Origin of the sequence: Candidatus Kuenenia sp. (genome assembly GCF_027493735.1) — a bacterium.
Taxonomy (GTDB): Bacteria; Planctomycetota; Brocadiia; order Brocadiales; family Brocadiaceae; genus Kuenenia; species Kuenenia stuttgartiensis_A.
The window spans coordinates 111156-125159 of record NZ_JAOSKF010000001.1 but is presented as its reverse complement, the minus strand read 5'-3'; the positions used below and the strand labels follow the sequence as shown (position 1 = coordinate 125159).

General features: G+C 38.7%; 13 protein-coding genes, 1 tRNA gene and 1 riboswitch. All 14 genes read left to right on the top strand.

Translation table 11 applies throughout. The features are described from left to right. The first annotated feature begins 221 nt into the window (after positions 1-221). A tRNA-Leu gene (locus M5U24_RS00620) sits at positions 222-308 on the top strand. A gap of 124 nt (positions 309-432) precedes the next feature. Next, complete coding sequence (gspD, locus tag M5U24_RS00615) at positions 433-2439, top strand: type II secretion system secretin GspD (RefSeq protein WP_099326372.1); 2007 nt, start codon at positions 433-435, stop codon at positions 2437-2439. A gap of 12 nt (positions 2440-2451) precedes the next feature. Then, a complete protein-coding gene (locus tag M5U24_RS00610) occupies positions 2452-2919 on the top strand; it encodes a prepilin-type N-terminal cleavage/methylation domain-containing protein (RefSeq protein WP_099326373.1) in 468 nt (155 codons plus the stop codon). Further along, positions 2912-3715, top strand: a complete 804-nt coding sequence (locus M5U24_RS00605) for a prepilin-type N-terminal cleavage/methylation domain-containing protein (RefSeq protein ID WP_099326374.1) — start codon at positions 2912-2914, stop codon at positions 3713-3715. Before M5U24_RS00610 ends, M5U24_RS00605 begins: the two co-directional genes overlap by 8 nt. Positions 3716-3843: 128 nt before the next feature. Next, entirely contained in the window at positions 3844-4641 is a 798-nt protein-coding gene (locus M5U24_RS00600) for a general secretion pathway protein GspK (protein WP_230405811.1), read from the top strand. Positions 4642-4853: 212 nt separating this feature from the next. Then, positions 4854-6122, top strand: a complete 1269-nt coding sequence (locus M5U24_RS00595; RefSeq protein WP_099326376.1) for a PilN domain-containing protein — start codon at positions 4854-4856, stop codon at positions 6120-6122. Positions 6123-6124: 2 nt separating this feature from the next. Further along, positions 6125-6727 carry a type II secretion system protein GspM gene (gene gspM, locus M5U24_RS00590; protein ID WP_099326377.1) on the top strand — a complete coding sequence of 201 codons (603 nt, stop codon included), beginning with the start codon at positions 6125-6127 and terminating at the stop codon, positions 6725-6727. Positions 6728-6986: 259 nt separating this feature from the next. After that, positions 6987-8021: a tetratricopeptide repeat protein gene (locus M5U24_RS00585; RefSeq protein ID WP_099326378.1), complete on the top strand. Its 1035-nt coding sequence runs from the start codon at positions 6987-6989 to the stop codon at positions 8019-8021. Positions 8022-8271: 250 nt separating this feature from the next. After that, a complete protein-coding gene (locus tag M5U24_RS00580) occupies positions 8272-8562 on the top strand; it encodes a hypothetical protein (RefSeq protein ID WP_157820684.1) in 291 nt (96 codons plus the stop codon). A gap of 3 nt (positions 8563-8565) precedes the next feature. Beyond that, positions 8566-9249, top strand: a complete 684-nt coding sequence (locus M5U24_RS00575; protein ID WP_099326380.1) for a class I SAM-dependent methyltransferase — start codon at positions 8566-8568, stop codon at positions 9247-9249. A 335-nt stretch (positions 9250-9584) separates the two neighbouring features. Continuing rightward, the gene (mdh, locus tag M5U24_RS00570; RefSeq protein WP_099326381.1) at positions 9585-10526 is read left to right on the top strand and encodes a malate dehydrogenase; all 942 of its coding nucleotides are present in this window, start codon (positions 9585-9587) and stop codon (positions 10524-10526) included. A gap of 322 nt (positions 10527-10848) precedes the next feature. Continuing rightward, positions 10849-11679, top strand: a complete 831-nt coding sequence (locus tag M5U24_RS00565; protein ID WP_157820685.1) for a GGDEF domain-containing protein — start codon at positions 10849-10851, stop codon at positions 11677-11679. A 193-nt stretch (positions 11680-11872) separates the two neighbouring features. Beyond that, positions 11873-12244 carry a hypothetical protein gene (locus M5U24_RS00560; protein WP_099326383.1) on the top strand — a complete coding sequence of 124 codons (372 nt, stop codon included), beginning with the start codon at positions 11873-11875 and terminating at the stop codon, positions 12242-12244. 246 nt (positions 12245-12490) lie between these two features. Beyond that, positions 12491-12572, top strand: a riboswitch (cyclic di-GMP riboswitch). Positions 12573-12831: 259 nt separating this feature from the next. Further along, positions 12832-13965, top strand: a complete 1134-nt coding sequence (locus M5U24_RS00555) for a hypothetical protein (RefSeq protein ID WP_157820686.1) — start codon at positions 12832-12834, stop codon at positions 13963-13965. Positions 13966-14004 lie beyond the last annotated feature (39 nt).

Here is a 14004-nt window from a genome sequence, read left to right as displayed (position 1 = left end):
AGATAGATATAAGTTAAGAAAAATGTGCACACCTCTTGAAGTGGTATTGATTTTGATTGCCCGTTTTGCGAAGGTAATGAATATATCGAAAGAAAAGGGTTGTTTAATAGTATAAATGGAATAATATAATAAAGTATTAAAAGTATCATTGAAGTTGAGAAAGCCGGAAGTTGTTATAAAAATAGACAGAAGTTGCCACAGTAAAAGCACATCAACAAAATGCGGAAGTGGTGGAATCGGCAGACACGCTAGCTTGAGGGGCTAGTCCCTTAACCGGGGTGGGGGTTCAAATCCCCCCTTCCGCACCATTCGATATTCCCCCGCCAGTTAAATTTGGTATGACAATGCAATTGATGACACATCTACAAACATAAATAAAGGGCAGAAAGTAATGTTTGGATATTTTTCTCTTTTTGGAGAGGCAGCGTGGGAATGAATAAATGCACACGTGTTTTTATCATGATTGTTTTTGCACTTTTATCCGGGTGTAAAGAAACGCAGATAAAGCAAACAGATTTTACGCCTTTTAGAAAACCCATTTCGCTTTCAACTACCACGGAAAAAGTAGAAAAAAAATCGTGGGAATATGAAGTGATGCCGGAGAAGGAGGTTTTAGGAGGAAAGAAAGAGGGAGTACCGGATGAAATTATATATCCTTCTGAGTACAGAAGGCCTGAACCGGCGCTCTATAAACCAGCGTATACCGGGGAAAAAATTGATATTGCACTCAACTTTGATGATGCAGAAATCAAGGATGTGGTACAGGTAATATTGGGGGAAATTTTAAATGTGAATTATGTGTTGGATAAAAGAGTTGGGGGAAAAGTAAACCTTCATGCCAGCGGAGAAGTCTATAAAGAAGAATTGATCTCTATGCTTAATTCACTCCTTTATGTGTATAATTTTACGATACTGAAAGACGGGAATCTATACAATGTGCTGCCGCAGGCGGAAGCCAGACGGGAAACAAGTATCATTATACACGGAGATAAAATTCCCGAATGGAGTAAAGATATTATTATTCAAATTGTGCCATTGAAATATGCCGACCCGAAAAAATTGAGTTCAACCGTGAAGCAATTCATGTCTAGTATTGGAAATATTGTTACCCACGAAGACTTTCCCTATTTAATGATTATCGATAATGCCTCTGTAATGGAAAAACTGCTTACCATAATAAAAATATTTGATGTGCCTTTTTTAGCAGGGAAAGCCATGAGATTTTATGAGTTTAAATATGTTGATGCACGGAATATGTCGAAGGATCTTGGGAGTTTGGCAAAATCTTTAGGGGCAAAGGTCGGAGGGGACGGGGAATTTGATTTTGTGCCATTCTCAGATACAAATAAATTGATAGTGATTACGAAACTCCCGGAACTCTTGCCTAAAATAGACATGTGGATAAAAAATATCGATGTTCCTCCCACGCAGTTAGACGAGGAAATGAGAGTGTATATATATAAAGTTCAGCACCAGAAAGCAGAGACAATTGTGCCGATTATCACTCAGATGTATAGCGAAAAGATGGCGGCGCAGCCGAAGAAGCTTGGAAGAGATATAGTAGAATCAATGAAGGTGCTTGCGGACACTGAAACCAATTCGGTCATTATGAAGACCTTTCCCAGTGATTACAAGAGCATTAAAGCTATTATAGAAGCAATTGATGCAACCCCGCAACAGGTGTTTATAGAAGTATTGATTGTAGAAGTCACTCGTAACGATACATTAGACTACGGAACGGAGTGGTTGTGGTCGGGAAGTAATTTGCAAGTATATGGGGTAGGTGATATTGCAAGGGCTGCCGGTAATGCAGCGGTGCAGTTTACCAACACATTTGCGAAAGGGAGCTTTGAAATTCTTATTGATATTCTCGCCACAAGTTCTAATGCAAAAATACTTTCTGCGCCGCATATATTAGTACGGGACGAACAACCGGCAAGTATTCAGGTGGGAGAAGAGGTGCCGATTCTTACCAGTTCCGGCCAACAGACGGGCACTACGATTACTTTTGAACAGGTACAGTATCGTGATACTGGTATTATCCTTACCGTTACACCACATATTGCCGAAAATGGCCTTATTACACTGGAGGTAAATCAGGAAGTAAGCAATGCTAAACTAACAGACACAGGCGTTGAGAAATCCCCGACGTTTTCCACTCGTCAGGTGCAAACTTCGCTGGTGATAAAAAGCGGCCATACGATAGGTCTTGGTGGTATTATTGAACAAAAAAATGAGAAAGAGGTGAAAAAAATCCCTCTTTTGGGTGATATTCCCTATCTGGGAAATTTGTTTAAGGCGACATCGCTTATTGATAAGAGGACTGAGTTAATAATGTTAATTACACCATATATTGCAAATAACGCAGAAGATGCCGATTCGTTAACGCAGGCATTCGAGAAAAAATTGCAGGAAATTGATTTTCTGGTAAACCAGTAGGCAGGTGAGGTGATGAAATTCATTTTGTCTCAAAAAAGAAAAGGATTTACCCTGCTTGAGGTTATGGTTGCGATGGCAATTATCGGCGTTTCCATTGGTATTTTTTTCAGCATGGTGGGTAATTCTTCCAGAATTAGAGGGAAAATCGACGATCATACAAATTCGTTGTTGCTGGCAAGGACAAAAGCAGAAGAATCCTTTTTGGGAATACTTGATGGGATATACACCAGGCTGGATGAAAAAACAATATATGAGGGGGTTACCGAAAAGGGTGTTAAATGGAAAATCATGGAAATTGATAAATATAAAGAAGCACGTATGAGAGTTATGATGGGGGAGGAGGATGAGGAGCGAGAATTACCCCCGGAAGGTTATATGGCATTAAATACGCAAGTAGAGGGGATAACGATTGATACGGTAACATTTATCGAACAGAAGAGAAATGATACTATAAAGAAAAAGAAGAAGGGGAATGAATAGTAATTATTGTAGCGTATATGATGATGCGGTTGGCATACATGACAAAAAAGGCTTCACCTTATTCGAGTTACTAATAGCGCTTTTTGTTGGTATGGTGCTTGTTATGTCAGGGGTGTATGCGATCAGAATTGGCTTGTTTTCTATGGAAAAAGAGGGCGTTTGGTTCAGTGATTCCACAAGGGAAAAAGCGGCCTTTGATTTCCTTTGGCAGCAAGCGTCTGCCCTGTATAATCAAAAACTCCCGAAAGAAAACAGACTTCTAAATGATAATGTGAAAAAAAAGAAGGATAAAATGTTTGTTGGTGAAGAAGATTTTCTTGCTTTTGTCTCGCCGCTTTCTTTAAAAAAACATTATTCACAGGGATTGGTAATTGCAAATTATAAGGTGAAAATGAATGATGAGGGCAGGTTGGATTTGATTTATGTTGAAACACGATTGAATCCAAAATTGTTAATGGATTTGGCGGAAGGATTTAAAACGAATTTTCGTATGGAATCTAACGCCGTTTTGTATGAAGAGTATACGGTATTTTTTAATGACTGTACATCCGTTGCATTTGAATATTTAGTATCTGATGAGGACGCAATGGACGATGACGTGGATATTGCAGGAGGGGAAGTGTCTCCTTCTCAACAGAGTGATAATAGTAAAGAAGGCGTGAAAGCAGTATGGAAGGGAAAAATTATAGGGAAAATCCCGAAGGCAATAAAACTAACGGTAACAAAAAATGGGGAAGAACAAACGCTTATAACTCCAATTATGGCTATGTACTCGTTTTTAGCCTATGGACAATAGTAGTTATAGGATTTATCGCATTAAGTTTTACCCGTAATACCGGTATTGCGATAAAAACCGAATTGGCGTTTACTGAGCGTATAAAAAATGTTTATGCTGCCAGAGGGGCATGTATTTATGCGATAAAAATGCTATTGCTCCCGGAAAAACAGGTTAAAAAAACAGAGGATAATAAAAAAAAGCCGCGCGGGAAAGAGAAGAAGGGACAAAGTGTACGCCAATGGGTACCAAGCAATAAACCGTATTCTGTATTGATAGGGGATAGGAATTGTGATGTGCATATTCACGATGAAAGCGGCAAAATAAACATAAATAAGATTACTGATGAGACGAAACAGGGTTTTATTAAATTCCTTTTAGCCCTGAAGATCGAAGAACATGCAGCAGAAATTATAACGGATTCTATTTTGGATTGGGTGGATGAGGATGATTTGCACCATGTAAATGGAGCAGAAAAAAATTACTACAGCTCATTACCTGAACCTTACGAACCGAAAAATGGGGCATTTGAGATAATTGAAGAGTTAACATTAGTAAAGGGCGTTACCCCGCAAGTATTTGAATTATTACGGGAGCATGTAACCATCTATGGAGCCGGCAAAATTAATGTTAATTTTGCTTCTAAGGAAGTGTTGCTTTCCGTGCCCGACATTTCACCGGAAATAGTTGATGCGATTATTCAATATAGAGATGAAAACGGGAAAATAGAAAAATTCGGAGATTTAAAGGAATTATTCAGAGGGTATGGGGTCATAGGCAAATCCTTTCAGGAAGTGACGAAATATTTAACCGTGTACGATTCAAGTTTTTTGACAATTAATGCTCTTTCGCACCCTGAAAAATCAGAAAACTCTTATGGCTCTTACAAGATGATTGTGCGGAAAGGCAGCGGTGATTTTACTATTATTGCGGTATATCCTGATTAATAAGTGTCTGGCGAAGCCTCCGACCGATAAAAAGATATTTAAACCACAGATATAGGGTGGATTAAGCGATTGCGAATCCACCTTTCCTGTAAACACTATTGGTGGATTTTTGGTATATAAAAATTTTAAAATTGTAGAACGAAGCGCCTGCTTCGTTATGAGCGAAGTTGCACTTCGCCCTACATTCAGAAAATCGCCTAAGGACTAATGCTATGAGTAGGATTCCGTTTGTTGGTGTCTTTTCCCCCAGTGGCACTGGTTTATCTTTGCACGGGGATGATCTTGTTATTACGTTTGTTTCCAGGAAACTAATCAAATTATCGTATGAAACGTTTGTAGTAAAAGATTTTTTAATTAAAGATAGCCAGCAATTAAAACCCATTTTAGTGCAACAAAAGAAATTTGCCGGAGAGATAATCCTCTCCGTGCCCAGAGAATTATGTATTATCAGAGAAATAGAATTTCCCTATGCAAATATTAAAGAATTACGGGAAGCGTTATCATATCAGTTAGATAGTTTTATTCCTTTTAATAACGAAGATGTTTATTTTGATATTCACTTGCTTTCCCGCAACCGGCACAATTCAAAGGTACTCATTGTTGCGGTAAAAAAAGAGGCATTGGATGATATATTGTTGCGTTTGAAAGCTCTCGAAATAATGCCATCTCGGGTTATTATCACACCCTTCGCATTTATTCCTCTCATAGCAGACAAACGAGGCGCTGTTGCCGTTGTTAATAAAAATAAAAAGGATTACTGCTACAGCCTGTATGAAAATAGTTTCCTGAGGTCATCGTCGATTGTGAAGAATCTGGATGAGTTGACAAAACAGGTAAAGGCGAATGCTCCCGGAGCAGTTTTTTATATAAATAACGGTGATACAATTTTGCCGGAAGACTATTCTGTTCAAACAAAACGGATGGATGAGAATGCAGAATCATATGGCGCAGCGCTTTATGGCGTTTCTGGTTATCCGTGTAATATAAGCTTAATTAAGTTAAAGAGAAAACAACGCAATCCTCAAATATCGGCAATGTGTTTTTTGACAGGCTTCTTAATATTGTTTATTTTTTTGATACCCTATATTCAGAAAATGAATAACCTTACAAGAATAAAAACCGTGGATTCAATAATTAAATCATTAAAAAAAGAGATAAAGATTGTTGAAAATACAAAAGAGAGGATGGAGTTGTTGGAGAATACGGTGATTAATGTTGACAAAATCAGCGAAAAATACATTCCAAGAATTGATATTATCCTGGAATTAGCGAGAATTTTGCCGAACGACGCCTGGGCTAAAACCATTAAAATAGATAATAATCTGTTTGAGATAGAGGGTGATGCGGTATCTTCCACCCATTTAATACCCATTCTGGAAAATTCACCTCTTTTATCAGCGATTGGTTTAGCATCTCCTGTTACCAAAACGCAGAGCGGGAGGGAGAAATTCCGGATAAAGGGTAAGGTTGAAAGGCAGTAGTGATGGAAAAACTGATTGCTGTATTGAGAAGATTTAAAGTACGAGAAAGAGTTCTGCTGATTGGTGCAATACTCGTTCTCTTTTATATTGTCATCGATAGGGCAATAATTACCCCCTTCTTTACATCGATCAATGAAACGAAGCAGAGTTTAGAAACGAAAGAAAAACTGCTGGAGAAGAGTTACTCGTTTATTGCAAATAAAAAACGATACGAAGAACGATTGAGTGAGTTGGAACAATATTATGAAAAAATGAAGAAGAAGTTTTTTTATGAGGAGACGGAAGAACTTGCATCTGCAAAATTGCAGGAGATAGTAAATAATATTGCGAAAAAAAACGGTTTGGTGGTATCGAGAAGCACTGCACTAAAGAGAAATATCATCAATAAGAATCCGTATCTCATAGCATTATCAATTAATATTGAAATAAGCGATATCGCAAGTACGGAAGAATTGCGGAATTTTCTCTATGATATCGAATATGATAACGACAAAACACTTTTTATTGACAATCTCAGAATTAAAGTATTAGGTGTTACGGCAGTGAAGGGTGCGGTTCTTAACTCGACCTTAACAGCGGTTGCCTTTATAGAAAAGAAATCATAGAATAGCATAGACTGCACCGAACAAATCCAGTAATTTCTTTGCACACTTCCATTCGTCAGTGCGTGCTTTTTGGCAAAATATTTAATGCTTGCTTCTGCAGTCGGCAATCGGCTGTTGACCAATGACTAATGAATGACAGTTACAGTATAATCGCCTCATAATAAACGCTAATTTTCTTGACAATTCAACTTGTCAAACTAAAATGCCATAAGAACGGCGGCATTATTAATTATTTGAAAAGGAATTCGGGGAAAATAACATGAAAAAAACAAATTGCCATTTTGAATTTCTTTCGTGGTTAAAACCAATCTTCAGTTCTGCGTTTTTTTTTGCCTGTTGTTTTGTCTTGGTCAATGCGGGCTGCGGGAAAAAAGAAAGCCCTTTAACGGAAATAATTGAAATAGAACGAATAGAACCAGTTGCAGTAACGCCAGTTCCTTACGCGGTTACAATGGACACAAGGCCTCCTTTGGACATAAATGCCATTGCAGGCGTTCAAGCGCCGGAAACAACAGAAAAATCAATTCCTCCAGAAAAGCAACAAGCCGAACAACCTATTCAGGGAAAACCACTCACGGCAAATGATTATTACAACAAAGGATGTGAACTCTTTCAGCAGGGGTGGATAAACGAATCGACAGAAGCATTTAGTCTGGCGGTCAGTTTAGATCCGACGATGAAAGAAGCATTCAGGATGCTTGCTTTATCATATACTAAATCGGGCAAAGCAAACGAAGCGATTGCAAACTTCAAAAAAGTGATAGAATTAGATCCTCGCGACGCAAAAGCACTCCTTGAACTTGGAACTCTTTACTACAAGAACCGCATGGCCGATGACGCCATTGCTACCTTTGAAAAATATGTCTCGCTTGATCAAGGCAATGCCAATGTTTACTATAATATGGGATGTATTTATGGAGAAAAAAACAGGTTTGACAAAGCAGTAAAAGCATACCTTATGGCATTAACCATTAATCCGAATCATGTCCCAACGTATTACAATATCGGCGTAGCATATAATATGATGGAGAGATTTGATGAAGCCATTGAAGCGTTTAAAAAAGTTTTAAACCTTGACCCTGAAAATCATGATGCGCTGTACAATCTTGGATTTGCATATAATAAAAGTGGATTATACGGTGAATCTTTAGAAATTTGCAAAAGACTGACGGAATTAAACCCTGCAAACACCAATGTGCGCTTGTTGATGGGAGATTCATATAATAAACTCGGCAAACACGAAGAGGCGAAAAGAGAATTTGATATTTACAAAGAACTTGTATTTAAGAAATGAAATTATTTGTAACACTTTAGTTTTTTGAAAAATTCTAATAATAGCGATGTTTACCGCATAGTGTAGTGGCGAAGCATTTGCCCGTTTGGGTATGAATGCTTTTATGACAATTTGCAGCAAATACTTCGCCCCTAATTTTTCAAAAAACTAAAGTGTTACGATTATTTTGCTTATTACCACGCGTTGCGTCCTGATTGTGGATTATTTATTTTTATCCCCATTTGTGACTAAAGTTTATGGATGTTTCATTATGAAAAAAGTTTTGATTTTAATGTGCTTTTTTCTGCTAACGGGCAGTTTGTTTTCCGGCAGTTTCATTTACGCCCAAACAACACAGGGAAGTAATCAAACAGAGGAAGCCAAACAACCGCAACAATTTCAAACTTCCTCTCCCCTCCCGGAAATAACGCCATATCCACGGTCAAAACTAGAGATTATTCAATACATATTGCTGCCATTCGCCATTGGCGCATCGATCTGGCTCATCTTGCGGTTAGATAAACAGGAACAGAAAGAAAAAAACGAAAAGGAGGAAAACTAGTTTATGTGTGAAAAAAGAACCAAACTACTCTCTCTCATTGCTATTTTGGGAATAGTGTTTTTTTGCCGTGAAATGCACGCCCAATATACCATACAACTTGAGCGTCCCGGCAAACTGTTCAGTCCTGCAAAAATCCCGCTGCTTGAGAATCCGGAACGTGATGTCTGGCAAAAACCGGAATTACTGCTGGATGCGCTGGAAATCAAAAAAGGGAGCGTTGTTGCTGACATTGGAGCCGGTTCCGGATACCTTGTTATGAGACTCTTAAAACGTACCGGACCAACCGGGACTGTTTATGCCGTCGATATACAACAAGAAATGCTTGATTACATTAAAAACAGATTAAATGCGGAAGATGAAAAAACAGTTCGTCTCGTGCTGGGCGGCATGGACGACCCCTTATTGCCTGCAAATAGTATTGACACGGCAATCTTGCTAAGCATATACCATGAAATAGCGCATCCTGTCGATTTCATGAAGAAAGTGAAAGCATCACTGAAACCCGAAGGCCGGCTAGCAATTATAGAATTTAGCAAAGAGAGTCCCATTGGCCCACCGATCAATATCCGCTTGCCGGAAGAATTGGTTATCAACGAATTAAAACAGGCGGGGTTTACATTACAAAAGAAATATGACCTACTCCTTCCTTACCAGTATTTTCTGGTGTTTAGCCCAGAGGCATTATAGTCAACCTGTCCCTTAGGCTGGCACAGCCGGAATCAAACAAGCAATATATAAAAAATACGAAATTCGAAGTACGAAATACGAAACAAATCCGAATAACAAAGCATAAAATTCAAAACAAATCCAAAACTTACAATAATATGAAGCACGAAATGCGGGATACGAAAGGTGTACTTGTTTAGAATTTCAAATTATTTTGTCATTAGAAATTGTCTCGTATTTCGTGTTTCGTATTTCGGATTTCATCTAAGCCGGCACAGCCGAAATCAAACAAACACGAAATGCGGGATTCGTAATTACACTTATTCACACACCATGAAAATCAATGGAGTATATTTATGGCCAGAAAAAAAATAACCATTATTGGCGCAGGGAATGTCGGAGCCACATTGTCACAACGCCTTGCAGAAAAGGAACTCGGAGACTTGGTACTTTTAGACATAGTGCAGGATATGCCGCAAGGAAAGGCCTTGGACATCCTGGAGGCAGGTCCTGTTTATGGATATAATACGAAAATCACCGGTGCGAACGGGTATGAAGAAACAAAGGATTCGGATATAGTAGTTATCACCTCTGGTGTGTCGAGAAAACCAGGAATGAGCAGGGATGACCTGCTACAAATAAATACGGGTATCGTAAAAGGAGTTACTGAAAACATAGCAAAGACCTCGCCGAATGCCATTCTTATCATAGTGTCTAACCCACTGGATGCCATGACATATGTGGCTTACAAAATCAGCAAATTTCCCAGGCGTCGCATTATCGGAATGGCAGGCATTCTTGATGCTGCGCGTTTTAGCGCTTTTATTTCAATGGAGCTTGGTGTGTCCGTTGAAAATATCCATGCATTTGTCCTTGGAGGGCATGGGGATACTATGGTGCCCTCCACCCGGTATACCACTATTGCCGGCGTTCCTGTTGAAGAATTAATTCCACAGGAACGATTGAATGAAATTGTTGAGCGAACGAGAAATGGCGGCGCGGAAATTGTTAATTTGCTGAAAACCGGTAGCGCGTTTTACGCCCCTTCGGCAGCCGTTGTGGAAATGGTTGAGGCTGTTTTAAAAGACAAACGAAAGATAGCGCCATGCACCGCTTTGTGTGAAGGAGAATATGGAATAAATAATCTTTTTGTTGGTGTGCCGGTAATACTTGGATCCAATGGGGTTGAAGATATTTTTGAAATCAAGCTCAACGAAAAAGAGTCCGTTGCTTTACAAAAATCTGCTAATGAAGTAAAACAGCTATGCAATAAGGTTGACGCATTATTGGGACTTTAAAGCGTATCGCTTCTATTAAATAACTCACGAAGCAATCGCTTCGTGCTACAACTTTTTACGGAAAAGAGGGGGACTTTAATTCCTGGGCTAAATCCATGCGCAAAGTGGACAGTTTAGCGCAGGAATTATGTATGGTGTCTCCTGAATTACCTGCGGTTGGATTCTTTACTATTAAATCAATATGTGAAGTGTATAAAAAAAACTTATAATACCCTTCACCTCCCGACACTCTACTTCTCTTTTTACGTCATTGTTATGCAAAAAACAAACTGCCAATTAGGTGAGCCATAAGATGAAACTACTGTTGAAATATATGGATAGAATGCCTAAAATAATAATCGCAGCAAGCAGCTCTTTATTGGTTGTTTTTCTTGGCATTATAGACTATGCCTCAGGTTCCGAGATATCGTTTTCAATTTTTTATCTGTTGCCTGTGCTAATGGCAACGTGGTTCGCCAAGCGAAGATATGGAGTCGTAATCTCTGTTTTCAGTGCAATAACATGGTATCTGGCAGACATCAATTCTGGTCATGCATATTCGCATTATATAATTCCTGTCTGGAACTCGATTATGCGGTTAGGGTTCTTCTTAATTGTTACCTCCTCCATTGACAAAGTCAGAAATCTGTTAAATAAGGAAAAATCTATGGCGCGAAACGATTTTTTAACGGGAGTGGCTAATAGGCGTTTTTTTTATGAAATAGCTACAAAAGAAATAGAACGAATTGCAAGATTTATTCACCCATTGTCACTTGCTTATATTGATATCGATAATTTTAAGCAGGTAAATGATACCCTTGGTCACAGTGCCGGTGATAAACTCTTGCAAGTAGTTGCTGGCACAATAAAAGAAAACATTCGATCAATTGATACAGTATCGAGACTCGGAGGTGATGAATTTGCACTTCTAATGCCAGAAACAAATGCTCAAAGTGCTATTACAGCTTTAAATAAATTACGACATGCTCTTTTAGATATGGTGCATGAAAATAATTGGCCGGTGACTTTTAGCATAGGCCTTGTCACATGCTCCGAATCTTGCAAATTGAATGAATTAATAAAAGAAGCTGATAATCTCATGTACACAATAAAAGCGAGCGGAAAAAACAGAATTGAAAATAAAGTCCACTCATTTAATAAAACAAGTGCATAACATTTCAATCAAGGCTATGGGGAGTAAACGCTGTTTGGTTTTCAACAAGCTGGTTGCCATTGCGCCGTATTGTTTTCGTTAAGAGTTCATCAACCGCTGCAGATATCTTTGCGAACTATAATTGACTGGCATTTTCAGACCAGTAGTTAAGATGCATTTTGGGTAGGATATAATAACAATGGAGGTCTGAAAAATGAGAAAGAGTTCTAATACAGAATTTATGGCAAAAGTGGCATTAGAAGCGATCAGGGATGAAAAAACGCTAGCAGAGTTGTCATCACAGTACGAAATGCATAGGACGCAAATAGCAAAATGGCGTAAACGAGCGATAGAAGGATTAGGTGGGATATTTCAGGAGAAGGAGGCGAAGTTAGTCGGAGAGAAGGAGAAAGTAATAGATGAGTTGTATCGGCAAATAAGGAAATTGAAGGTGGAGAACGAATGGCTTAAAAAAAATCTACACAGATTGAGCATTCATGAGAAAAGGGGGATGATAGAGGTTTACAATAAGGAGTTAAGCAGTGTGACTTTTTTGTGGTTACAGAGATCAAACCGGTACTATTAGCCAGCCAGTGGTTTCGAGTGAGACCGTAAATATTTCTTAACCAAGTTGTATTCCACATACATTTCAAACCGGCTGAACTGTTGCTATGCTTACTGCACACATCCTCCCTCGGTGTCGGAATGTGTGTTGTAAACATAAAAGTTAAAGTCTTTTTAAAAAGACTAAAGAGTTACAAATATTTTAAAATATTTTTTTTGCCAAACCGCGATAATTTTCTTGACTAATTAATGTATTTTGGTAAAAGTGTGCATACAAAGGCAAACCAATCGTGAGGTTGGGACGCAAAGCCATGGGTCTTATTTTTTGGAAAGAATGCCAGGTTGCCACCTATAATGGTGTAAAAGCTGTTTATTGATCAGGCGCTGAGCCGGTAAGTATTTTGTTTGTAAAAGGTTTAGCTATAAACTTACGGTTGAATCCCTTTTATAAAATGTGATGCTTTATTGATTAGGTTCAAGATTTCAATAGGCTTTTAAGATAACCCAAAACCCAAGGCATATGTGGCATATTGTCTTGGGTTTTTTTATTTTACAATGGGTATAAAATTGTTGTTTTTGTTAGAGAAATTTTTTTTGGAAAGGAGTAAAATGATGAAAAGGAAATTAGTTTTAAGTGTATGGACGATTGTATTTACAGGTATTTATTTGTCGTTTGTAGTGGAGGGGGCTGGAGCGGATACCCTTTATAAAACCAGCCTTACCGTCAGTGATTCAAGCGCTTTTGATGGAGACAAATTAGATGCAAGTGTTGAAATAAACAAAAATGGAAAAGTAAAATTATCAATATCCAATTTAATACATCTTGATACACTACTGTATGCCAATAAAACATGTGCCTTGGTAATTGAAACAGAAGTGAACGATATCGCAAAGCCATATGAATTTCCATTTGAGATTGAAGAGGGAATTGCGTTGGAGGATATGGACCTTGTTCTTCAATCAGGCGATAAAGTGGAGATTGTAAGCGTCGTTATTAACGAAAAGGCTTCCCCTACAGGAACCCCAACGCCTTCTCCCATTGCCGTTGCTTCTCCTTTGCCGGCAGGTTCTCCAACTCCTGTTGCAACGGCATCTCCAATTGCAACCACCTCGCCCGTTGTGACGCCTACCGCAACTGTTGCGCCATACTCAACCTCTGTTTTGGAAGTTTCGGCAGAGATATCCGGGGATGATGTTGAATTGCTGGTTCCGGGAGGTTTGATTACTGATGCCGAAATAACGCCTACACCAACGTCATTTGCCACGCCTGCGGCAACGCCAACAGAACCTTCTGCAACTCCCACATCAACACCAGTCGAGACGCCTTCTGTAATAGAGGCATATGTGAGCTTCCAGTCAAAGACGATAAATCTTAATAGTAACGGTAAGTTTATTGCCAATATAAAACTACCTTCCACGCATAATATCGAAGATATAGTATGTGAAACAGTAGTGTGTGAAGGTGCTGTTGCAATTGATTGTGATGAAAAAAAGAATAAACTTAAGGTCAAGTTTAATATAAGTGATTTAGAAGTTGGTTTAGATTTAAAAACAAGTGAATCACAAAGTGTTGAATTTACCATTACAGGGGAATTATCAGATGGTACAAAATTCGAGGGAAGCGATACCGTTAAGGTGAAGGGAAGTAAGAAGGGAAAAAACGATGACAACGACGATGAAGACGAAGACGATGATGATGGCGATAAAGGCAAGGACAAGGGAAAAGGGAAAAATCGACGCTAATGAACAATCGTAGGATTGAGATTAAATTTGAATGGTTAA